The 19,114-nt window shown below is 64.5% G+C and carries 23 protein-coding genes and 1 pseudogene; 11 read left to right on the top strand and 13 right to left on the bottom strand.

Translation table 11 applies throughout. The features are described from left to right. The first annotated feature begins 203 nt into the window (after window positions 1–203). Window positions 204–1,508 carry an MFS transporter gene (locus OXF11_09180; GenBank protein MCY4487272.1) on the top strand — a complete coding sequence of 435 codons (1,305 nt, stop codon included), beginning with the start codon at window positions 204–206 and terminating at the stop codon, window positions 1,506–1,508. Here the strand turns inward: OXF11_09180 and pspF are convergent. Then, the gene (pspF, locus tag OXF11_09185) at window positions 1,451–2,470 is read right to left on the bottom strand and encodes a phage shock protein operon transcriptional activator (protein MCY4487273.1); all 1,020 of its coding nucleotides are present in this window, start codon (window positions 2,468–2,470) and stop codon (window positions 1,451–1,453) included. The two genes, OXF11_09180 and pspF, sit on opposite strands and share 58 nt — an antisense overlap. A 211-nt stretch (window positions 2,471–2,681) precedes the next feature. Between pspF and pspA the strand changes: the two genes are divergently transcribed. From pspA to OXF11_09205, 4 genes are all read left to right on the top strand, one after another. Continuing rightward, the gene (pspA, locus tag OXF11_09190) at window positions 2,682–3,350 is read left to right on the top strand and encodes a phage shock protein PspA (protein ID MCY4487274.1); all 669 of its coding nucleotides are present in this window, start codon (window positions 2,682–2,684) and stop codon (window positions 3,348–3,350) included. 64 nt (window positions 3,351–3,414) lie between these two features. After that, window positions 3,415–3,630 carry a hypothetical protein gene (locus OXF11_09195; protein ID MCY4487275.1) on the top strand — a complete coding sequence of 72 codons (216 nt, stop codon included), beginning with the start codon at window positions 3,415–3,417 and terminating at the stop codon, window positions 3,628–3,630. Beyond that, complete coding sequence (locus OXF11_09200; protein MCY4487276.1) at window positions 3,627–4,019, top strand: PspC domain-containing protein; 393 nt, start codon at window positions 3,627–3,629, stop codon at window positions 4,017–4,019. The genes OXF11_09195 and OXF11_09200 overlap by 4 nt, the downstream gene beginning before the upstream one ends. A gap of 5 nt (window positions 4,020–4,024) precedes the next feature. Then, the gene (locus OXF11_09205) at window positions 4,025–4,711 is read left to right on the top strand and encodes a glutathione S-transferase family protein (GenBank protein ID MCY4487277.1); all 687 of its coding nucleotides are present in this window, start codon (window positions 4,025–4,027) and stop codon (window positions 4,709–4,711) included. 170 nt (window positions 4,712–4,881) lie between these two features. Here OXF11_09205 and OXF11_09210 read toward each other — a convergent pair whose 3' ends face one another. Both OXF11_09210 and OXF11_09215 read right to left on the bottom strand, forming a co-directional pair. Further along, window positions 4,882–5,220, bottom strand: a complete 339-nt coding sequence (locus OXF11_09210; GenBank protein MCY4487278.1) for a type II toxin-antitoxin system RelE/ParE family toxin — start codon at window positions 5,218–5,220, stop codon at window positions 4,882–4,884. Then, window positions 5,217–5,501: a type II toxin-antitoxin system ParD family antitoxin gene (locus OXF11_09215; protein MCY4487279.1), complete on the bottom strand. Its 285-nt coding sequence runs from the start codon at window positions 5,499–5,501 to the stop codon at window positions 5,217–5,219. Before OXF11_09215 ends, OXF11_09210 begins: the two co-directional genes overlap by 4 nt. Before the next feature lie 108 nt (window positions 5,502–5,609). Here OXF11_09215 and OXF11_09220 point away from each other — a divergent pair. Continuing rightward, a pseudogene (locus OXF11_09220) lies at window positions 5,610–5,936 on the top strand (type II toxin-antitoxin system RelE/ParE family toxin). A gap of 9 nt (window positions 5,937–5,945) precedes the next feature. On the opposite strand, the gene OXF11_09225 reads toward OXF11_09220, so the two are convergent. Continuing rightward, window positions 5,946–6,182 (bottom strand): transposase, encoded by a 237-nt coding sequence (locus tag OXF11_09225; protein MCY4487280.1) that lies wholly within the window; start codon window positions 6,180–6,182, stop codon window positions 5,946–5,948. A 195-nt stretch (window positions 6,183–6,377) separates the two neighbouring features. Between OXF11_09225 and OXF11_09230 the strand changes: the two genes are divergently transcribed. The 5 genes from OXF11_09230 (at window position 6,378) to OXF11_09250 (ending at window position 8,827) form a co-directional block, all read left to right on the top strand. After that, window positions 6,378–6,656, top strand: coding sequence for a type II toxin-antitoxin system RelE/ParE family toxin (locus OXF11_09230; GenBank protein MCY4487281.1), 279 nt, complete (start codon window positions 6,378–6,380; stop codon window positions 6,654–6,656). A gap of 14 nt (window positions 6,657–6,670) precedes the next feature. Next, window positions 6,671–6,967, top strand: a complete 297-nt coding sequence (locus tag OXF11_09235) for a HigA family addiction module antitoxin (GenBank protein ID MCY4487282.1) — start codon at window positions 6,671–6,673, stop codon at window positions 6,965–6,967. Between the two features lie 155 nt (window positions 6,968–7,122). Beyond that, entirely contained in the window at window positions 7,123–7,833 is a 711-nt protein-coding gene (locus OXF11_09240; protein MCY4487283.1) for a hypothetical protein, read from the top strand. Then, entirely contained in the window at window positions 7,830–8,417 is a 588-nt protein-coding gene (locus OXF11_09245) for a hypothetical protein (protein MCY4487284.1), read from the top strand. Before OXF11_09240 ends, OXF11_09245 begins: the two co-directional genes overlap by 4 nt. Next, the gene (locus tag OXF11_09250; GenBank protein MCY4487285.1) at window positions 8,414–8,827 is read left to right on the top strand and encodes a hypothetical protein; all 414 of its coding nucleotides are present in this window, start codon (window positions 8,414–8,416) and stop codon (window positions 8,825–8,827) included. The genes OXF11_09245 and OXF11_09250 overlap by 4 nt, the downstream gene beginning before the upstream one ends. A 67-nt stretch (window positions 8,828–8,894) precedes the next feature. On the opposite strand, the gene OXF11_09255 is transcribed toward OXF11_09250, so the two are convergent. The 9 genes from OXF11_09255 to OXF11_09295 all read right to left on the bottom strand — a co-directional run bounded on the left by OXF11_09255 (window position 8,895) and on the right by OXF11_09295 (window position 19,073). Next, complete coding sequence (locus OXF11_09255) at window positions 8,895–10,034, bottom strand: FAD-dependent oxidoreductase (GenBank protein MCY4487286.1); 1,140 nt, start codon at window positions 10,032–10,034, stop codon at window positions 8,895–8,897. A gap of 19 nt (window positions 10,035–10,053) precedes the next feature. Next, on the bottom strand, window positions 10,054–10,665 hold the full coding sequence (locus OXF11_09260; protein ID MCY4487287.1) for a glutathione S-transferase family protein: 612 nt from the start codon (window positions 10,663–10,665) through the stop codon (window positions 10,054–10,056). Window positions 10,666–10,786: 121 nt separating this feature from the next. Further along, window positions 10,787–12,271 carry a UbiD family decarboxylase gene (locus OXF11_09265; GenBank protein MCY4487288.1) on the bottom strand — a complete coding sequence of 495 codons (1,485 nt, stop codon included), beginning with the start codon at window positions 12,269–12,271 and terminating at the stop codon, window positions 10,787–10,789. Window positions 12,272–12,302: 31 nt separating this feature from the next. Next, the gene (locus OXF11_09270; protein MCY4487289.1) at window positions 12,303–13,310 is read right to left on the bottom strand and encodes a hypothetical protein; all 1,008 of its coding nucleotides are present in this window, start codon (window positions 13,308–13,310) and stop codon (window positions 12,303–12,305) included. Window positions 13,311–13,685: 375 nt separating this feature from the next. Beyond that, on the bottom strand, window positions 13,686–15,290 hold the full coding sequence (locus OXF11_09275; protein MCY4487290.1) for a UbiD family decarboxylase: 1,605 nt from the start codon (window positions 15,288–15,290) through the stop codon (window positions 13,686–13,688). 45 nt (window positions 15,291–15,335) lie between these two features. Continuing rightward, a complete protein-coding gene (locus OXF11_09280; GenBank protein ID MCY4487291.1) occupies window positions 15,336–16,355 on the bottom strand; it encodes a cupin domain-containing protein in 1,020 nt (339 codons plus the stop codon). A gap of 40 nt (window positions 16,356–16,395) precedes the next feature. Next, window positions 16,396–17,103, bottom strand: a complete 708-nt coding sequence (locus OXF11_09285) for an iron-containing redox enzyme family protein (protein ID MCY4487292.1) — start codon at window positions 17,101–17,103, stop codon at window positions 16,396–16,398. A gap of 115 nt (window positions 17,104–17,218) precedes the next feature. After that, on the bottom strand, window positions 17,219–18,112 hold the full coding sequence (locus tag OXF11_09290; protein ID MCY4487293.1) for a dihydrodipicolinate synthase family protein: 894 nt from the start codon (window positions 18,110–18,112) through the stop codon (window positions 17,219–17,221). Window positions 18,113–18,380: 268 nt separating this feature from the next. Next, window positions 18,381–19,073, bottom strand: coding sequence for a TIGR02466 family protein (locus OXF11_09295; GenBank protein MCY4487294.1), 693 nt, complete (start codon window positions 19,071–19,073; stop codon window positions 18,381–18,383). Window positions 19,074–19,114 lie beyond the last annotated feature (41 nt).

Consider the following 19,114-nt stretch of genomic DNA (forward strand, 5'->3'; position numbering starts at 1 on the left):
AATAGCTTGATGAAACCGCGGGTCCTTTTCGCCGTCGGCTGCGTTACGTCACCCCGGGCCTTGACCCGGGGTCTTCCTCGCGTGGTGCCCGCCACTGGGGGGCGACCGCAGGTCGCCCCTACAAGTCATCGCGCCTTGCCGACGACAAAAATGCCCTCGCGGTTTCATCAAGCTATTTGTGACGCAGGACACTAGTTCATCTGGTGCAAACCCCACCGCCTACGCCGGCCCCGGCCGGGTTCCAGTCCACGTTCTTCTACGGCTGGATCATCCTCCTCGGAGGTTTCCTCATTCTGGTGGTGGACGGCGGCGTGCGCTTCTCTTTCGGCGTGCTGGTGAAGCCGCTGGCGGCGGAGTTCGGCTGGGACCGGGGCGCCATCACCTTCGCCTACACCCTGAACATGTTCGTGTTCGGCTTCGGCCAGATGATGGCGGGGAGGATGCTGGACCGTTACGGGCCGCGCCTGCTTTTTTCCGTCTCGGCACTGCTGGCTTCCGCGGGCATCTTCCTCACCTCCCGCACCAACTCCATCCCGGAACTCTACTTCTACTACGGCGTCGTCACGGCGGTGGGCGTATCCGGGATCACCATCGGCGTGGTGTCGTCCACGGTTTCCCGCTGGTTCCTGAGCCTGCGCGGCGTCATCGGCGGCATCGCGGTCACGGGCACGTCCTTCGGGCACTTCGCCGTCATCCCCGCCCTGGCCTACTCCCAGGCGCGCTTCGGCTGGCGCGGCTCGTGGGTCGGCCTGGGCGTCCTGGTGTCCGCGGTGGTGGTGCCGGTGGCGCTGACGCTCATGAAGAAGGAGCCCGCCGACATGGGCCTGGCGCCCTACAAACGGGGCGGCGCCGTCGCGGGCGAACGCCACACCCTCGCCCCGGACCTGCCGCCGCGGGAAGCGTTCCTTTCGCGGACCTTCTTCTTCATCGTCCTGGCCTACGGGCTGTGCGGCTTTCAGGACTTCTTCTTCGTGACCCAGTTCATCCCCTTCGCCACGGACGCCGGCCTGACGAGCCAGCACGCCTCCAACATCCAGGGGCTCGCCGGGCTGTTCAGCATGGCCGGCGTCCTCGCGTTCCCGGCGCTCACGGTGAAGCTCGGACACGGCCCGCCGCTGTCCTTCATGTTCCTCCTGCGCATAGTCTGCTTCGGGTTGCTGGCGTTCTCGTCCGCGGAACCGGCGATATTCACGGCCGCGCTGTTGATGGGCTTCACGCTGATGGCCACCGCTCCCCTGGCCGCGGCCATGACCGGCGACTACTTCGGGGTCCGGCACATCGGCCTGATCACCGGCGCGATCCTCTGGATGCACCACACCGGCGGGGCGCTCGGCGCCCTTTCGGGAGGCCTCGTCCACGACGCCACCGGCTCGTACGGCGGGATGTTCCTGGCGTGTCTCGTCATGGCGTTCGCGGGGGCGGCGGTGTGCCTGGGAATCCGTCCCCCGTCTCAGTCATCCTCGGCGGCCAACTCGTCGCGGTACTTTCGCCACCGGCCCCGGAACTGATGGTAGGTCAGACCGAGCGCCCTTGCCGCGTCGCGCTGGTTGTAGCGCGCCTCCGCAAGGCTCTCGCGGATCATTCGCACCTCCAGCTCTCTCACCGCCTCCTCGAGAGACCTGTCCGGCTCTTCGGGGACCCGCGCCGGGGGGGCCGGCACCGGCGCCGGCGCCTCGATGCCCTCGCTCGCGCCCGTGCCGAAAGGCGAAACGAAAGGATCGAAGACGAGCTCGTCGATGGTGGCCGTATAGGAGCGATACACCGCGCGCTCCACCACGTTCCTGAGCTCTCGCACGTTGCCGGGCCAGGCGTAGCTCTCCATTTGCGCCACCGCGCGACGGCTGAATTGGGGGAGAGCCTCCCGGCCCAGCTCATGCGCCATGCGCGCGGCAAAGTGGTTGGCCAGCAACAGGATGTCCTCTCCGCGACGGCGCAACGGTGGTACGAAGAGGACGTCGAACGACAGCCTGTCGAGCAGGTCAAGCTTGAAACCGCCCTGGCGGGCCAGCGAGGGCAGGTCCGCGTTGGTCGCGCCGATGATTCTCGTGTCCACTTGGACCGGTTGCGAAGATCCCACCCTTTCGAAACTGCCGTACTCCACCACCCGAAGGATCTTCTCCTGGACCTCCGTGGGGGTCTGAGCGATTTCATCCAGGAAGAGGGTCCCCTCCGTTGCCGCCTCGAAGCGTCCGGTGCGCCGTTGATGCGCGCCGGTGAAAGCGCCCTCCTCGTGGCCGAACAGCTCCGACTCCAGCAGCGTCGGCGCCAACGCCGCGCAGTTCAGGGCAACGAGCGGCCCGCGCCAACGCTGTGACAGATAGTGCAGCTTGGCCGCGGCCAGTTCCTTGCCGGTACCGCGTTCACCGATCAACAGGATCGGACGATCGACGTTGGCGGCACGGGACAGCGTTTCCTGAAAGTCCAGAAAGGCGTTGGACTGTCCCAGCGGCTCCGTGTAGGATTCGGGCATGGACCCTCCCATGGATGGTGAATGATACCATATAGTGGCTGTATGAACCAATACTGGGTATTATTCACCAACACCACGAAGCGGCGCAATAAACTAAAACTCAAAGAAAACAGCAGCTTGGAAACCTGATCCCCGGTTGGCACTCTTTGTGCTTTCTCCAAGACACAGCGGGACGAACACGTTTCCCGCGAATCCCAAGGGAGGAAGTCGAATGGGAATCTTTACACGCTTGAGCGACATCATCAGCTCGAACATCAACTCGATGCTGGACAAGGCAGAGGATCCGGAAAAGCTCATCCGCCTGATGATCCAGGAGATGGAGGACACACTGGTCGAGATCAAGGTGGCTTGCGCCCAGGCGATGGCGACGCGCAAGAAGGTCGAGCGCGAGCTCGATGAAACGCGCCGGCGCCACGAACAGTGGGCGGACAAGGCCAGGCTCGCCGTGGACAAGGGACGTGAAGACCTGGCGCGGGAGGCGCTGATGGAGAAGCGGCGCTATCGGGAGCGCTCCGAGACCCTGGAGGACGAGGCGATCCAGTGTGCCGCCATCATTGAACAATACCAGTCGGACATGGCCCAGTTGGAAGACAAGCTGGCGAACGCGAAGGAAAAGCAACGCATCCTGGTACAGCGCCACATTCAGGCGCACGAGCGGAAGCGCGCCCAGACCGGGGTGCGCAAGATGGGCAGCGCCGACACCATGCTGCGTTTCGAGCAGTTCGAGAACCGTATCGAGCGCATGGAGGCCGAGGCCGACCTGGTCAACTTCGCGCGGAAGCCCGATCTCGATGAAGAGTTCGCCCGCCTCGGACAGGACGACGAGATCGAAGCCGAACTGCGGGCGCTCAAGGATGCCGCCGGGCGGTCCGATGCCTGAGAGGCGGCGGCGGTGTGTGCCGCTGAAGCGCGTGAGGTGAGCGAGGATGACACCGGAAGGCATCGTGGGAATAGTGTTGGGCGCGCTTGGGATCCTCTTGATCCTGGGCGCGGCCTTGATTGTCATGGTGGTATGGGCGATCAAGTCGCTCCGCGGCAACGGAGGCAGCGGCGATGAGGCCCAATTGATGCAAGAGCTCTACCAGGGGATGAGCCGGCTGGAAGATCGCGTGGAATCCCTGGAGACCATTCTACTCGACAGAAAGGACAGAAGCCCATGATTCAAGGCTATTCGAGGACTGCCCGCATCTACCGCTCGCGGCGCGGCGTGATCCTGGGTGTGTGCCGCGGTCTCGCGGAATACCTGGACGTGCGGGTGTTGTGGATCCGCGTAATCGCCGTCGTGCTGCTGATCAGCACCGGATTCTGGCCGTTCGCAGGTCTCTACCTGCTGGCCGCCCTGGTCCTGAAGCCGGAGCCCGTGCTGCCCTTGCGGACGGAGGGAGAACAGGACTTCTACAACAGCTACGCGCACTCGCGCACCATGGCGCTGAATCGCCTGCGTCGCACCTTCGGCCAACTCGACCGCCGTATACGGCGCATGGAGCACATGGTCACCGACCGCGAGCACGATTGGGAACGAAGGCTGCGGACCGGGGAAAGGGAGTAGTGGACATGATCGACGCATACTCGTGGCGGACCAGCAACGGCCGCAAGCTGCACATCGTGCTGGAGGAACTGGAACTCGAATACCGCCTCCACCCCATCGACATCCGCAAGGGCGACCAGTTCGAGCCGGAGTTCCTGAAGATCAGCCCCAACAACAAGATCCCCGCCATCGTCGACCAGGATGGCCCGGGCGGGAAGCCCTACCCGGTGTTCGAATCGGGGGCCATCCTCATGTACTTGGCGGAGAAGACCGGCAAGCTCATGCCCAACGACGTGGAGCGCCGCTACGCGGTGATCCAGTGGCTCATGTTCCAAATGGGCGGTATCGGGCCGATGCTGGGGCAGGCCAACCACTTCCGCGGCCAGGCACCCGACAACGAGTACGGCGTCCGGCGCTACACCAACGAGGCCGGACGCCTCTACGGCGTCATGAACACGCGCCTGGCGGACCACGAGTACCTGGCCGGCGACTACTCCATCGCCGACATCGCCTGCTACCCCTGGCTGCAAGGTCACGAGAAGCAGGGCCAGAACCTGGACGACTTCCCCCACGTCCAGCGCTGGTTCGAAGCCGTCACCGCCCGCCCCGGCGTGCAGCGCGGCCTCCAGGTCATGGCCGACGTCCCCGTCACCCCCATGGACGACAAGGCGCGGGAGATCATGTACGGGGCGAAGCAGTACGAGAGGCGGTAGCGGGGAAGCAACCGAGTGTGCGTCACAAATCAGGCCGACGCGCCTGGCTTCCGGCTGCATCCGCTGAAGGGCGACCGCGCGGGTCAGTGGAGCTGGTGGGATGGTACCCGGGATGGGGATAGGCCTAACCGATAAGTCCGACAAAAGATCCAAAGAATGGTCTTCCGGAACTATGGCGGATCCTCCTCAAGCAGCCGCCCCAGATGCGCTTCGATATTCATTCGCTCATGGATGACCTCAACGAGCTCGAGCGTCTCTCGCCTTTCGCGCAGAATCAAGTAATGTGACCCCTCGCGGATATAGGTTAGTCCAGTGGCTTCCCGTATGTCACGCATGAGGCGTTCGCAGGGCCGTGCCGCCACGCCTCGTCCCAGAGCCAAGTCGGTAAGTCGTCGAGTCAACCGAGCCGCGTAGGCGTCGGCTTGCGCAGCTCCAAACCGCTCAATGGTGTAAGCGAATATGTCGGTCAGCCGGGCAAGCGCAACTGGCGCGTATACGACCGTCTTCATGTATTGCGGCGCCGCGTCTCTTTCGCCTCCCGGAGAATGCCTCCGATGACACCCGTGGGATCGCCGCTCCGACCTTCCCCTCGGTCGAGTTGATCGAGGCCGACACCGATCCGAGCTCGAATCTCGGTCAACTGATCCCGATATTTCCGGCGCTGCAGTTCACGGAGACCGTCCCGAACCACCTCGCTGGCGTTGTTATAAGCTCCTTCAGCGATCAGGTCGTCGACGAATTGCGCGAGATGGGGAGTGAGTGCAACATTTCGGGCATGAGCTGCGGGCATATCTAAACCTCCGCTTTGGTTACGCCAAGATTACCATAGGGTGGCAAAATATGACACCCAATCTGTGCTGGTGGCCAAACCTCCTGAGGAAGTGGCGCGCGAAACGAAGGGATCGGGAATCGTGCGCTGTGCGATCCCGTGGAGCGGACCGCCAAGGGATTGGTCGACGCCGACCTCGGCGGCGGCGTGATCAAGCACCGCGTCGCCCGTCCGAGCCAAGGCAGGTCCGGGGGCGTGCGCGCCATCCTGGCGCTGCGGCGGGGCGAACGCGCGTTCTTTGTCCACGGGTTTGCGAAGAGCGACCGGGAGAACCTTCGGCGGCGCGAACTCAGAGCCGTGCGGGCGCTGGCGGACGAGATGCTCGGAATAGACGTGGCCGGCCTTGAAGCGATGCTGGCAAACGGAACGATCGACGAGGTGATCTGCGATGACTAGAATGTCGCGCTACATCCGTAGCTGCCGGTTCTCCGACCGCAGCTCGCGTAGCTCCTCGAGCTCGCCCGTGCTCACGCCCTCGCGCATACCCGCGTCCACGTTGAACTGGCGCACCCAGTTGCGTACCGCCGATTCCGTCAAGTCCAGATCACGCGCCACCTCTCCCACCGAGCGCGGTCCTTCCTTGACCAGCTTGACCGTTTCGAGCTTGAACTCCTTCGAAGACTTCCGTCTCTTCCGAGTCATGGTCGTCACCTCCGAGGCCTTCTTCGCCTCTTATCAGATGTCCACCAAACCCGGGTAAGACCAGAGTACCTCGTTGACTTGTTCATGACCCCATCCTCTCAAAGAATAGAATCTCCGGGAAACCCGGGGCGGTTCACTGTGCGTGGAATTAAGTCTTCCGATTGATATGTGTACCGGTATGCGGTACAGAGTGCCATGATCCGAAGCTTTCGGCATCGAGGGCTCAGGCGGATGTATGAGCGGGGAGATGTGAGCAGGGTGGGGTCCGATCTCTCGGACCGTGTCGCGCTGGCGCTGGCCGATCTCGACGATGCCTGCAGGCCTTCGGACCTCGATCTGCCCGGGTACCGGCTTCACCCGCTGAAGGGCGATCTCAAGGGGTACTGGAGCATCTCGATCTCTGGAAACTGGCGACTGACATTTCGCATCGAGGACGGCGACGCTTACGACGTCGACCTGACCGACTACCACTAATGGGAGGCATGAGCATGGCGATGATCGATCCTCCGCATCCTGGACGCAGCATCCGCGAGAACTGTCTGGAACCGCTCGGTTTGAGCGTGACCGAAGCGGCGCGGGTGCTGGGCGTCGCCCGGCACACCTTGTCCCGGGTTCTTAACGGCCACGCGGCAATCTCTCCGGAGATGGCGCTCCGGCTTGAGAAGGTGGGGTGGTCGAATGCCGAGTTCTGGCTTCGACGCCAGAGTACCTATGATCTCGTGCAGGTACGCAAGCGCCAGGACCGGATCCATGTGCAACGATACCGGGCGCAGCCCGCGGTGTGAGGCTTCCAGCAACCGGTTCCTGCCAGCGAAGATGAAAGGCCGTATCGGCAAGTTTGGGGTAGAGGCGGCAGCCTCCTGTTGAAGGATGCCAGCCCATCGGGGAACGGCACCAATGACTGGCAAAGGCCTTCCTCATGGTATAATTGACTGGTTCAATGGAGATACAGATACAGAAGCCGCAGCGAGAGAATCTCTTCATCAGCTTTGAACTGTCTCCGTTCATCACCGACTGGGTCTCAGCACGGACTGCCTTCATGGATTCAGTAGCCCGGCAACTGGGAGACTCTCTCACCGTTCGGCCCCACGACTTCTCCACCAACGATTCGACGGAGCTTGGGGAATCCCGATGCACGTACCGGATATTCGGAGGAGGGAGCACGATTGTTCTCCGGCCGGCAACCCTGGAGTTGAACTTCGGGAGTCTAACGGAAGGTGACTATCCTACTGTCGAGGAGATTGTCCGACAATCAATTGACATCCTGTCGCGAGACCTTGGCTGCTATGCAAGGGACCATGTCTCGATCAATTCCAGTGAGCACGTCCCATTGGCTGAAAACGGGCTTGTCAACGCCTACTTGTCGGAATTTGCATGGAAGAAGCCGACCGACACAGCGGCCACCGAGGTAGGTATTGAATACAGCCCAGCCGCCAAGGTCATCTTCTCGGACAATCACGGTCGTTGGTCGTTGCAGCGGACAGTTGAAAAGTCCGTAGTCCTTCCCGACGGTCTCTTCATCACAACAACGATACTCATAACGTCACAGAAGTTGACTTCGTTTGACGAACAAGCGCAGCTATGGCGTCGGCTTAACAACCTAGCGAATCAGGCCACAGGATTGACGTTTCTCGGAGATAACCCGGCATGACCCTCCAGGCCCGCAGTCTGGGACACGATGTCCCTAGGTTCAGCATTGAGCAGGCGGAAAGAGAATACCTCAGCGAGAGGCAAGAAACGCCTCTGAGGAAGCAGTCGGCGACTCGACCGTACAATTCGTCGCTGCCGCCGCTATTGTTGAGGGCATTGACCTTGGGTGAAAGGCCAACCGATACCTGCAGCTCGTTTCTCCGGACTCTAGAACACGCGCAAAGCGGAGAGTGGCTCGAGACGGCGTTGGCGGAGTTGAACGACATAGACCGAGAGGTCGCGGCGGAGTCTCTGCCGGAGATTATTTCCCGCACCAAGGACCAAGCGAGGAGAATTCTCTTCGCGTTGGCAACCCAGACCGTTATTCCGACCGTGTATCCTACCGAAGACGGCGAGATCGCACTTTATTTCAAGCCACCTGCTGCAAGGTCTGCCGTCTTTATCGTGGTGGCGAACGATGGGCAGGCCGCCTGTTTCTCATACGTCAACGGGAAGAATCGTCGCGCCCGGTATGAAGATGCCTCCGAACTCCCTGACGATTTCGTAAGGGAACAGCTACGACGACTGGCAAGCACCTTAACGTGAGCCTTCCAGAACTCAACGATGCCGAAACGATAGGCAGAAGCGTTTTCTCGAGCAGCAGGGCGAAGCGAGGCCGACGAGGCATCGTCGTTCCTGATATCTTCCTCGAGAAACCGGCGGCCGACTCGATCTCAATGGATCGGATGGACCACGCCTCGCCGACTGACTTGGCCACATTGTCAAAAGAAACGGGACGAAGCAGGACCCCTCAACAGGACTTCTACGGCTGGGCAACCCTGGAAGTAAGAGAGGCTGCTTCCAGCGGACGATCGGTAAGGGCAACCCCCAAGGAAGACAATGTGTACCACGTTGACATCTTCCTGAACCTGCCTGACGACGACGAACGACGGGACAGGCAGAAACAGCATGCTACAGAACTAGCCGCCCTTGCCACATGGCTTGATGCTCCTTGACGAAACTTGAGCCGGTCCATTCTCCCTGCTCTGTCTCTCCTAACGTCCCGCCGGGATTGCTTGGCTCTCAGCGCCGGATCACCCGGAACCGCGCCATGAAACGGCTGTCGAGGTAGTCCTTGAAGCGCCAGCACCAGCGGGCGTGGACGGCCCATCCCTTGTAGTCCATCAGCGCCTTGCCGTCGCCGGTGTTGAGGAGTCGCAGGAAATCGTGCTGTGGCTCGTAGGGGGACAGGGGCTCGCCCCGTGCCAGCGCGCCGATGTTGCGCCACAGGACCGGACCCTGGCGCACGGCGTACACGCCGGCCTTGGGAATGGCGGCATCCGCCATGGTGCCGCTGTCCCCCACCGCGAATACATGCTCCGAGCCGGTGGACTGTAGGGTCTCGCCGGTCAGGAGGAAACCCTTGCGATCTTTCGGCAAGGCGATGTCCCCGAGCACGGGAGGCGGCGCCGCGCCCGCGGCCAGGATCACGAGATCCGCGGGAATGCGGCGGCCGTCGGCGCACACCGCTTCGTGCGCATCGACATGGGTGACACGGGTCCCCGTGAACACTTCCACGCCGCGGGCCTTCAGCAGCGCCTCCGCCCGGGGCAGCGCGCTTGGCGATAGTCCGCCGCCGATGCGTTCTCCGGCGTCGATGATCGTGATGGCGTGGCGCACCTCACCCAGCACGCGGCGCAGGTAGGAGGGCAGACAGAAGCTGATCTCGATGCCACCGACGCCGCCGCCGATGACCAGCACCCGCAGTTCCTTACGTTCCTGCCGTGTCAGTTCCTGGAGTCGTTCGTACAGGCGAATGAGGAACGTCTGCATGGGCTTGATGGGCACCCACGCGCCGGCGGCGGCGGCGATGCCCGCGCGGTTGGGCACAGAGCCGGCGCCCACCGACAGGATGTCGAACGGCACGGGTTCGTGCTTCTCGAAGAGCACGGTCCGGGCTTCCACGTCCACGCCCACGGCCGGCTCCACCACCAGTTCGGCCCGGGCCGCCTGGGCCAGGCTTCGCAGGTCGATCTCCAGCGTGCCGGGCGGGTACTGGCCCGACAGGGTGCCGGGCAACATGCCGGAATAGGTGGCCGCGGCGAAGCTCGAGACGCACACCAGCCGGGCGCCCGCGATGGGCTCCCGGCGCCACATGTCGAGGACGTGGGCGTTGGTGTGACCCACGCCGAGGAGGACGATTCTAGTGTCCTGTCCGGGCACCAAGTTCTTCGGAGGTTCTTTAGAGGATCGCACGGACGGACGGGCGCGCCGTCATGCGCTCGTACCACGCATTGAGCAGCGGCAGGCTCGGGTCGGGCAGGATGCCCCACTGGACGTGGCGCATGACCCGCGGGAAGTGGGCCGCATCGAGCAGCGAGAAGTCGCCGGCCATGTAGTCACGGCCTTCGAGCGCCTTTTCCAGCGGGTGCAGTTCCTCGATGAAACGGGCCTTGCCCGCGGCCAGCGCATCGGCGTCGCGCTCGCCCTCGGGCTTCACCATCTCGGCGCGGATGGCCTGATGGCTCTCGTTGGTGTGGACGATGCCGTAGTCGATGAGGATGCGTATCCGCGCGCGCGTTGAGGGATCGGCGGGCAACAGCGCCGGGGCCGGGTACTTCTCCTCCAGGTACTCGTTGATGATGCAGGACTCGTAGAGCACCGTGTCGCCGTCCACTAGCACCGGCACCTTGCCGTGGGGGTTCATGGCGAGGTACTCGGGCGCCTTCTGCTCGCGCTTGCGCAGGTCCACGGGGACCGTCTCGTAGGCAAGGCCCTTCTCCTCCAGCACCACCTTCACGCGCTGGCAGTTGGGCGAGGTCGAGAAATCGTACAGCTTGATGGCGTCGCTCATGGCAGGCTCCTCTCGGTCCAAGGTGCTTCGAATTGGCTTAGCTCGGGACGAACGGGCGCCGGTTCTTGCATCCGTTCGTCCGTGCCCTTCGTCAAGGCTCAAGTCAGGCGTGCGAGGCGGCCTACGGTTGATGGCCGCGCACCACCCGGTCCAGCTCATCCTTCCACTTGGCGGACACGGTCTGATGGGTGTCCTTGTCGATCTGGCTCACCGCCGGGAACTCGTCCTTCCACTCGAAGGGCCGGGTGGCGTCGATGATGGCGCGGGAGTTGAGCCCCTTCTTGTCGCGCGGGATGATGGGGTCCAGCGGACCGCTCCAGGTGCGGCGGATGATGTCGATGGACTCCTCGGGGTTGGAGCGGGTGCACATGGCCCACACCACCTCGTTCAGGTTGGTGATGTCGACGTCGTCATCCACCACCACCACGTATCTGCCGAGGTAGGCGCCGGCGTGGCACTGGGCGGCCATCATCGCCGCCTGCTTGGCGTGGCCCGGGTAGCGCTGCCGGATGGCGATGACGATCATGAAGCGCTGGGCCGGCGGCGGCACGTACACGCCCACCACGTCCGGCACCCCGCCCTTCTCCACCCCGTTCCAGATCATGGCGGAGCGCAGCATGGAGCGGTACATGCCGTGGATGGTGGGACGGAACGGCGGCGCGCCCGTGAGGATCGGGTTGTCCCGATGGTACATGGCCTTCAACTGCACCACCGGCTCGGCGCGGCGCGCGCTGGCGTAGTAGCCGGTCCACTCGCCGAAGGGCCCCTCGGGACGAGTGTCTCCGGGGATGATCTCCCCTTCCACCACGATCTCGGCGGCGGCGGGCACGCGCAGCCCGGTGATGGGCGCCTCGATGACGCTCAGGGGCTGGCCCACCAGGCCGCCGGCCCAGGCGTACTCGCTGAGCCCGGGCGGCACCGCCTGGGTCGCGGCCATGAAGACCAGCGGGTGCTGGCCGAAGGCCATGGCCACCTGCATGGGCTTGCCGGCGGCGAGCGTCTTCTCCATGTGCATGCGCCCGTGCTTGCCCGGCGAGATGTACAGCGCCAGCTTGTCGCGCTCGTGCACCATGACGCGGTAGCAGCCCACGTTCTCCTCGCCCGTCTCCGGATCCCGCGTGACCACCAAGTGCGCCGTACCCAGGTAGCGGCCGCCGTCGCCCGAGTGCCAGCGCGGCACCGGAATGTCGAGGATGTTGATGTCGTCGCCCGTCAGGCGGTTCTCCATCACCGGGCCCGTCGCCAGCACGCGCGGCTCCACCGGCACCAGGGTGCTCAGGCGCGTGCGCAGCCGGTCGATGACCTCGAGGGTGCTGAGGTCCGGCGGCAGGTTGAGAGCGAGCGCCGTGCGCTCCATCGTTTCCATCATGTTGGCGAGGACGCGGCCCTTGCCCTCGTGGCCGACGACGTCCTCGAACAGCAGGGCCGGCGGGGTCGGCGTGCGCTCGCAGATGATCTCGTTGAGCGCGCCCACCTCCAGGTCCCAGTGGGCGCCGGAGATGCGCTCCAACTGACCCATCTCCTCCACCCGGGCGAGCCACGGACGGAGGTCGTCGAAGAAGTTCCCTTCCTGGTCCCGGTCCCGTATCGGTTGCGGTCTTGCCATCGGTCACCTCTCAATCGGGATGTTGCGTCTCTTACTCCTGCTCCGTCAGCTCCCAGGTGTCGGGCGCGAACAGCTCCTCGGGCGAAAGGTTGCGCTCGCAGATGCCCTGGAACTCGCAGTACTCGATGAACGTGTTGATCGCGTGGCGGTTGGCATCGAGCCCGAAAGGACACGGGTCGCCGCCGAACACCGCGCGTTCCTCGTCCAGCGCGTGCTCGCGCCAGGCCACCACCATGCTGGGGAGGTTCGCGTACCACTGCCGCGCCTGCCGCTTCGCCTGACTGAACAGCTCGAAAAGAGCCGGCGCGACGTCCGGGTGTTGCTCCAGCACCGACTTCCTGACCGCGAGCACGTGCATGATGGGGAAAAGGCCGGTCTTGGTGAAGTACCGCGCCTCCACCTCCCGGTAGTCCTCGAACAGCCGCTTCAGCGCCGGGTCGGCCAGCAGCGGCGGGAGCTGCGTCTCGGTCACTCCGAGCATGTCCAGCCGTCCCTCGCGCAACGCGCGCATGGCGCGCTCGGCGGCGTTCCCCTCACCTTGCACCACCTCGATGACGGCACCGCCGGGGAGCTTTACCGAGGTCTCGGTGACACCGTCGTCCCAGTGGTGCAGCGAGGCCGCGTGCCATTGGGAATTCTTCGGCGTCACGCCGTACTCGTCCGTCAGCATGCCGCGAATCCACACCGCGGCGGTCTGCACCCAGCGCAGGAAGCCCAGGCGCTTGCCCACGAGGTCCTGGGGCGTATCGATTCCGGCGTCGCGCCGCACCACGATGAAGCCGTGCCGGAACATGCGCGACGGGAACACGGGTATGCCGATGAAGTCGTTCTGGTTGCGCGACGTGTAGTAGATCAGCTCGGCCAGGGACATCTCCGAGACGTCGAACTCGCCCCGGTACATGGCCGCGAACATGCCCTGCACGCTCACCTGTTCCACCGGCTCCAGCTCGATTCCGGGAGCGGTCAGGGCGCCGCGGAGAATGGCGTTGGTGCCGTCGTAGTTGCGGCACGCGAGACGAAGGTGGCAGGGATCAGACATGGTGAAAGGATTCAGCAGACTGTGTGAAGATTCAAGAGGCAACTACGTAACGGAACGTCATTCCCGCTCTCCAGGCGGTGTCAAAACGGCGCCCGGACAGGCATTGGCGCCAAGCCCCCGAGTCGTCATCCCCGCGGAAGCGGGAATCCAGGGGTGGAGAGGCGGAAAAACGCCGCTGCCGTGCCCCGCCACCGCCCCTGGATTCCCGCTTCCGCGGGAATGACGACTCGAAGGGGCGCCGCCCCACCAGTTTTGACGCAGCCGTTTCCGCCGGAATGACGATTCGGGTCGTGGTTGCCATCTCTTCTCCGAGCAGTGTTTGGACACAGCCTGTCACGTGGGCTTCTTCTCCCAGCAGTGCTTGGACACAGCCCGTCACGTGGGCTTGACCCTGCGCTGGGCCAGCTTGGCGCCGGTCTGGAGGTAGTCGCTCTTCACGGCGAGCTGCGCCTCTTCTTCCCACTCGTCGTCCCACTGGCCCAGGGAGTAGCCGTACCACGGCGCCTGGGGCTTGAGCGGCGGCAGCTCCAGCCGGTTCCACAGCTCCAGGGCGTGCTCCATGAACTCGCGCTTGGGCAGCGAGATGGGCGGGAACGGCTCCTTGAGGATGGCGTTGATGAGCATGCCGGAGTCGGTGGCCGGCTGGTAGAACATCTCCTTGGCCGTGATCAGGTGGCCCTCGTCCTCGAACGGCGGCGAGTGGCCCTTGACCCGCCCCGGCAGGATGAGCACGTCCTCGTGCGGCTTGGAACGGTAGCAGATGGCCCACCACACGGCGTCCAGGTTGTGCGGGTCGATGTCGTCGTCCACCGCGATGGCGATCTTGCCGACGCCGTGCTGGTAGTTGGCGATGCTGTTCAGGGCGCGCCACACGTCCCCTTCCGCGGGCTTGCTCATCTGCACGATGACGAGCTTGCGCAGGTTGGTGAGGGGCTCGTGCATGGCCACCTGGGTGACGCTCTTGATGCCCACGGTGTCCCGCAGGTAGCGGCGCAAGAGCGGCTCGTAGCCCACCTTCTTGATGACGCTCGACTCGCTCGGGGTCACCTGGCTGATGAACGAGCACAGCACGGGCTTGCGCTTCATGGTGATGGCGGTGACCTCCATGAACGGCGACACCGTGCGCGGGTGCAGGTAGCCGTGGGACTCGCCGAAGGGACCCTCGGGCTCCACGAAGTCCGTGTTGATGAGCCCTTCGATGACGATCTCGGCGTTGGCCGGCACCTCGATGTTCACGGTCTTGCAGCGCACCAGTTGGATGGGCTCCCCCGCCAGGCCGCCGGCGATGCCCATTTCGTCCACCCCCGGCGGCACCTTCTGCACGGTGCCGTAGGAGACCACCGGCGGCGCCCCCACCACCAGCGCCGCGTGCAGCGGCTCGCCGCGCTCGCGGCACTTGTCCCAGTGCGGGAAGATGTGCTGGTGCATTCCGGCGTACATGCCCACGCGCTTCTGGCTCTTGATCTGCCCGCGGTAGTTGCCCTGGTTGCGAATGCCCGTCTCCGGGTCCTTGGTGAACCAGTGGGAGCAGGTGGTGTAGGGCGCGTTGTCGAACCCCGGCGTGGAGATGGGCACCGGAAGCTGCAGCAGCCCGCCGCCCTCGATGTCGAGGTCCGCGCCCTGGAGCACCACCTCGTGCACCGGCCCGGAATCGACGATGGCGGGCTCGATGGGGTTCGCCAGCGCGTGCGCCCAGAGATCCGGGATCTCGTCCACCGGGCGTTGCAGTCCCACCGAATAGACTTGCGGCGATGCCGCAAGCGCGGCCACCGCCACCGGCATGTCGTAGGTACGTCCGTGGCTGTCCACGACATTCTCGAACAGAAACGCCTTGCGCTCCGCCTCGGACAGGCCGCCGCGGAACTGCCAGCGCACCAGCGGGTGCATCTCCGTGTCCTTGTTGATGGGGTGGCGGACGCGCAGAAGCAGTCCGGCCGCCTCGAGGTTGGACAGGTGCTCTTGAAGGTCGGGATAGGACATGGTCGGGATCGCGTTCTTGATTCGATGCGCCGTGCGCGCGTTCGGTCAGGAGCCGTTGCCGCCGGAACGCTGCTCTTCCCGGTAAAGTTCCAGCGCTTCCAGCACCGGCCGGTCGTTCATGGTGAAGAGCACCGCCTCCTCGTCGAAGGGGTTCTCGTGGCGGTGCCACTGCCAGTTGGGGATCATGAACGAGTCGCCCTTCTCCCACTCCAGGTAGCCCTCGCCCACGGCGGTCCGGCCGCGCCCCCGGAACACGTGGTACAGCGACGTGCTGGTGTGCCGGTGGGTGCCGGTGGTCCAGCCCGGCTTGAGCATCTGCGCCTCGCACGACAGGGTCGCCATGGTGTAGCCGCCGGTCACCGGGTTGATGTAGCGCACCAGGTGGCCGTCGAAGGGGTCGGCCTCGGCGTCGGTGATGTTGTGGAGCGACGCGTCCGTGTCTTCCCAGCGGTAGCGGAACGGCAGGCCCCGGCCGGGGGACTCCGGGCGGGCCGGCGGACGGGCGAAACCGAAGCGCATTTGCGCGTCGCCGTCGGCGCGGGTCGCGCCCTGGGTGTCGGCGTCGTAGTTCTCGAAGAACAGCACGTTGAGCGCGTTGATGAGCGGGCCGTCGAGACCGTCGAGCCACACGATGGGCTCGTCCCCCACGTTATGGTGCTCGTGCCAGGTCCAGTTGGGGGTGAGGATCAGGTCCCCCTCGTGCATGGGGAAGCGCTCACCCTCCACCAGGGTGAACGCGCCGCTTCCCTTCACCACGAAGCGAATCGCCGCCATGTTGTGGCGGTGCGGGCGCGCGATCTCGCCGGGGTTCACCACCGAGAAGGTGAACAGCAACGTCCGGGAGGTGGCACGGGTGGGGTTCTGCGGGTTCACCAAGCGTATGGCCCGGCGCTCCGCCAACTCCAGCCCAACGGACTCCTTGGCGTCCATCAGGCACGGATAGACCTCGCGCCACTTCCACAGAAAAGGGGCCTCGTCCTGATGCTCGGGCGTGCGCGTGTTCCAGAAGCCCGAGAGGTCGTGCTCGGCCAGAGACTCGTTGAGGTCCTTGAGCTCCATCTTCATGGGAGAATCCCCCGGGTCATCCGGAAAGGAGCGCCGATCCCTACGGCAGACGGTTCATGGCCGCGGCCATGCCGCCGAAATAGGCCCGGTGGAGATCCATGGACTCCCTGGCGGTATGCAACACGCCGTCCTCGCCGCCCTTGGGAACGTAGCGCTCCAGGATGTCGAGGAACATCTCCGCGTGCTTCTCGTCCGCGGCCCGGTGCGCGGTGAAGTTGGGCATCTGCTCGTCGGTGAACCGCAGGTCCTTGCTCCAGCGTTCGTAGAGCCGGCCGCAGTTGCCGCCGCCGAGATCGCCCAGCAGGCGGTCGTCGTTGGTCCACTCGGCGATGGTGGACGCGGCCAGGCCCTCCTGCCACGGACGCGTGCGCGCGATCCAGAACCAGCCCAACACCGCGGCCCGGGTGGTGGGCAGCGGCTCGGCGTCCACCACTTCCTGTTCGCTGAGGCCCACTTCCCGTGCCTGCCGGAAGATCAGGTCCAGGTGGCCGTGGTCCGAGTACTCGTCCTCCACCAGCTCCTCGTACTCGTGGGACATGATGCGCTGCTTCACCACGAACACGGGACAGTTGGCGGCCACCTGCGGCCAGTAGTCCCGCCGGCGCCGCACGTAGATCCCCAGTTGCGACAGGTAGAGCTGCGCCCGCTCCATCGTCACGCGGGTATCGTAGAAGTGCCCCAGCTCCGGGGAGCGGAAGTAATCCCTGACGATCTCGCCCAGCTCCGTGCGCCATTCCTTCGGGGTCATCGCTCTCCTCCTTGCGTCTTGTCCTGCATGGCCCGTTTCAATGTTTCAATACTTCGTCCGCGGCTTCACCAAGCCTGTCCCGAGTCCGCCACGGGGCTGGGAACGAACGCCCCGTCTAGTCGCGCGCCGTCGCCAGCGCGTTCTTGAGCCGCGTGGCCTGCTCGCTGTTCAGGTCCCTGGTGGGCCAGCGCGGGAAGTCCACCACCGGCAGGTCCCGGAGCTTGAGCGACTCGCGCAGCACCGAGCGCCCCGCCGTCCGCTGCAGGTCGCCGATGACCGCGGTGAACTCGATCACGCGCCGCTGCAGCTCCACCGCCTCCTCCAGCCGGCCCGTGGTGGTGGCGTCCCACAGGTTCACCAGCAACTCGGGAATGGCCACGGTCAACGGATGAATCGAGCCCGCGAGGCCCCACAGGGTGCCGGGCATGATCAGCGTGGCGGAGCCGGAGAAGACCGAACAGGTCGCCGGCAGCGCGCGCACGAAGGCGAGCTGCTGCTCCAGCGGGATGAACGACATCTTGATGCCGCAGGCCTCGGGCACCTCCTCGCACAGCCGCTTGGTCCACGGCGCGGTCATGCGATAGCCGCTGTTCACCGCGTTGTTGTAGATGAACATCGGGTACTGGATGGCCTCGTAGACCTTGACGTAGTGATCCAGCACCTCGTCGTCGAGATGGTCGAAGTAGTACGGCGGCACAACGCCCACCACGTCGGCGCCCTTGTCCTTGGCGTCCTTGGCGAGGTCGATGGTGGTAGGGGTGTCCGCCGTGCCCGCGTGGATCACCACCGGAATGCGCCCGGCCACGCGGTCGATGACGAGCCTGGCGGTGCGCTTGCGCTCGTCCGGCGTGAGCGCCGGCCCCTGTCCGAAGGTGCCGAGCACGAACAGGCCGTGCACGCCCGCCTCCACGTAGAAGTCCGTCAGCGCCAGCACCGCGTTCTCGTCCACCGCGCCGGTGTCGGTGAACGGCGTCGGCAACGGGATGTACATTCCTTTCAAACGTTCCATGGACTGCTCCTCTCGGATCGCGTGATTCTCCTGGGGGTACGCCGCTGCCGGCAAGAAGGGTCCCGGTGCGCGGCCGCCACTTGTCTCGCAGCACTCTAGACGGGGTAATAGGTCAACGGCCACGGGGTGTCAACAGAGCGGCCGGCGGTGGATGGGAGCTGCCTTGTCCTTGACCCACACCGCCACGCTCCGAAGTCGGCGGAACCACGGATAGAAGCGGCGCACGCGCTTCGGATCGGCACGGTATCGTCGTGGTGATCGTGTGCTACTATCTGCGCCTTTCCTGAGACAGGTTGAAGCTCACGATGATCCGATCGGCTTCCTTCCCCTTGGCCTTGGATCGATTCGGATCCACGCTATGGTACAGCCAGGCGGGGAAGATCAGCATTCTGCCGGCCACGGGTTTGTATCGGACCTTCGTCCAGCAGCTTCGCGGGCGCTTGGTGTCGGGGATATATTCGGCGGGACTCATCAGGTTCTGGGTGCGCGGATCGATGAACTCGATTCGACCCGCATTCGTGGGAGCCTGGACGTAGTAGACGCCGCTCCAGAGGCAGCCGGGATGGATATGGGCCCGGTTCGAGCTACCCGGTGGATTGATTATCGACCACATGGTGCCGATTTTCAGTCGATAGGATGTGTGATATCCGAGCTCGCGGCACATCAGGGTCGCGACCCCGTCGACGTGTTGCACCAAGCCCGCGAACGTGACGTCCTTGTGCAGCTTGACGTGGCTGTGCCAACTCCCCAGCTCCGGGAAGTTCGACTTGCGTACCCCTGTTGTGTCGCGTTCTCGTTCGGCGTAGATCGCCTCGATGAGGTGGGCATTCAGGTCCTCGCTGCCCGGAACATCCAGAGAAAAAATGAGCGTCGGAAAATGCTGGGTTACCTTGAGCCCGGCTTCGGACAGACCCGCCACCAAGCCGCGGTCCGCGGCTACGCGGTTCGAAGTTTCGCGCATCACCTCATTCCCCATCGTCCTGTTGCGGAACCTTGCTGATT

This window comes from Deltaproteobacteria bacterium (assembly GCA_026712905.1).
Classification (GTDB): Bacteria; Desulfobacterota; Binatia; order UBA9968; family JAJDTQ01; genus JAJDTQ01.

Coding starts and splice junctions, on each gene's coding strand:
- OXF11_09215 (MCY4487279.1), bottom strand. CDS start 5,501: ATGCCCGCAGCTCATGCCCGAAATGTTGCACTCACTCCCCATCTCGCG.
- OXF11_09260 (MCY4487287.1), bottom strand. CDS start 10,665: ATGAGCGACGCCATCAAGCTGTACGATTTCTCGACCTCGCCCAACTGC.
- OXF11_09285 (MCY4487292.1), bottom strand. CDS start 17,103: ATGACCCCGAAGGAATGGCGCACGGAGCTGGGCGAGATCGTCAGGGAT.
- OXF11_09225 (MCY4487280.1), bottom strand. CDS start 6,182: ATGACTCGGAAGAGACGGAAGTCTTCGAAGGAGTTCAAGCTCGAAACG.
- OXF11_09235 (MCY4487282.1), top strand. CDS start 6,671: ATGGCGATGATCGATCCTCCGCATCCTGGACGCAGCATCCGCGAGAAC.
- OXF11_09280 (MCY4487291.1), bottom strand. CDS start 16,355: ATGAAGATGGAGCTCAAGGACCTCAACGAGTCTCTGGCCGAGCACGAC.
- OXF11_09205 (MCY4487277.1), top strand. CDS start 4,025: ATGATCGACGCATACTCGTGGCGGACCAGCAACGGCCGCAAGCTGCAC.
- pspF (MCY4487273.1), bottom strand. CDS start 2,470: ATGCCCGAATCCTACACGGAGCCGCTGGGACAGTCCAACGCCTTTCTG.
- OXF11_09210 (MCY4487278.1), bottom strand. CDS start 5,220: ATGAAGACGGTCGTATACGCGCCAGTTGCGCTTGCCCGGCTGACCGAC.
- OXF11_09295 (MCY4487294.1), bottom strand. CDS start 19,073: ATGCGCGAAACTTCGAACCGCGTAGCCGCGGACCGCGGCTTGGTGGCG.
- OXF11_09240 (MCY4487283.1), top strand. CDS start 7,123: ATGGAGATACAGATACAGAAGCCGCAGCGAGAGAATCTCTTCATCAGC.
- OXF11_09245 (MCY4487284.1), top strand. CDS start 7,830: ATGACCCTCCAGGCCCGCAGTCTGGGACACGATGTCCCTAGGTTCAGC.
- OXF11_09265 (MCY4487288.1), bottom strand. CDS start 12,271: ATGGCAAGACCGCAACCGATACGGGACCGGGACCAGGAAGGGAACTTC.
- OXF11_09270 (MCY4487289.1), bottom strand. CDS start 13,310: ATGTCTGATCCCTGCCACCTTCGTCTCGCGTGCCGCAACTACGACGGC.
- OXF11_09230 (MCY4487281.1), top strand. CDS start 6,378: ATGATCCGAAGCTTTCGGCATCGAGGGCTCAGGCGGATGTATGAGCGG.
- pspA (MCY4487274.1), top strand. CDS start 2,682: ATGGGAATCTTTACACGCTTGAGCGACATCATCAGCTCGAACATCAAC.
- OXF11_09275 (MCY4487290.1), bottom strand. CDS start 15,290: ATGTCCTATCCCGACCTTCAAGAGCACCTGTCCAACCTCGAGGCGGCC.
- OXF11_09200 (MCY4487276.1), top strand. CDS start 3,627: ATGATTCAAGGCTATTCGAGGACTGCCCGCATCTACCGCTCGCGGCGC.
- OXF11_09290 (MCY4487293.1), bottom strand. CDS start 18,112: ATGGAACGTTTGAAAGGAATGTACATCCCGTTGCCGACGCCGTTCACC.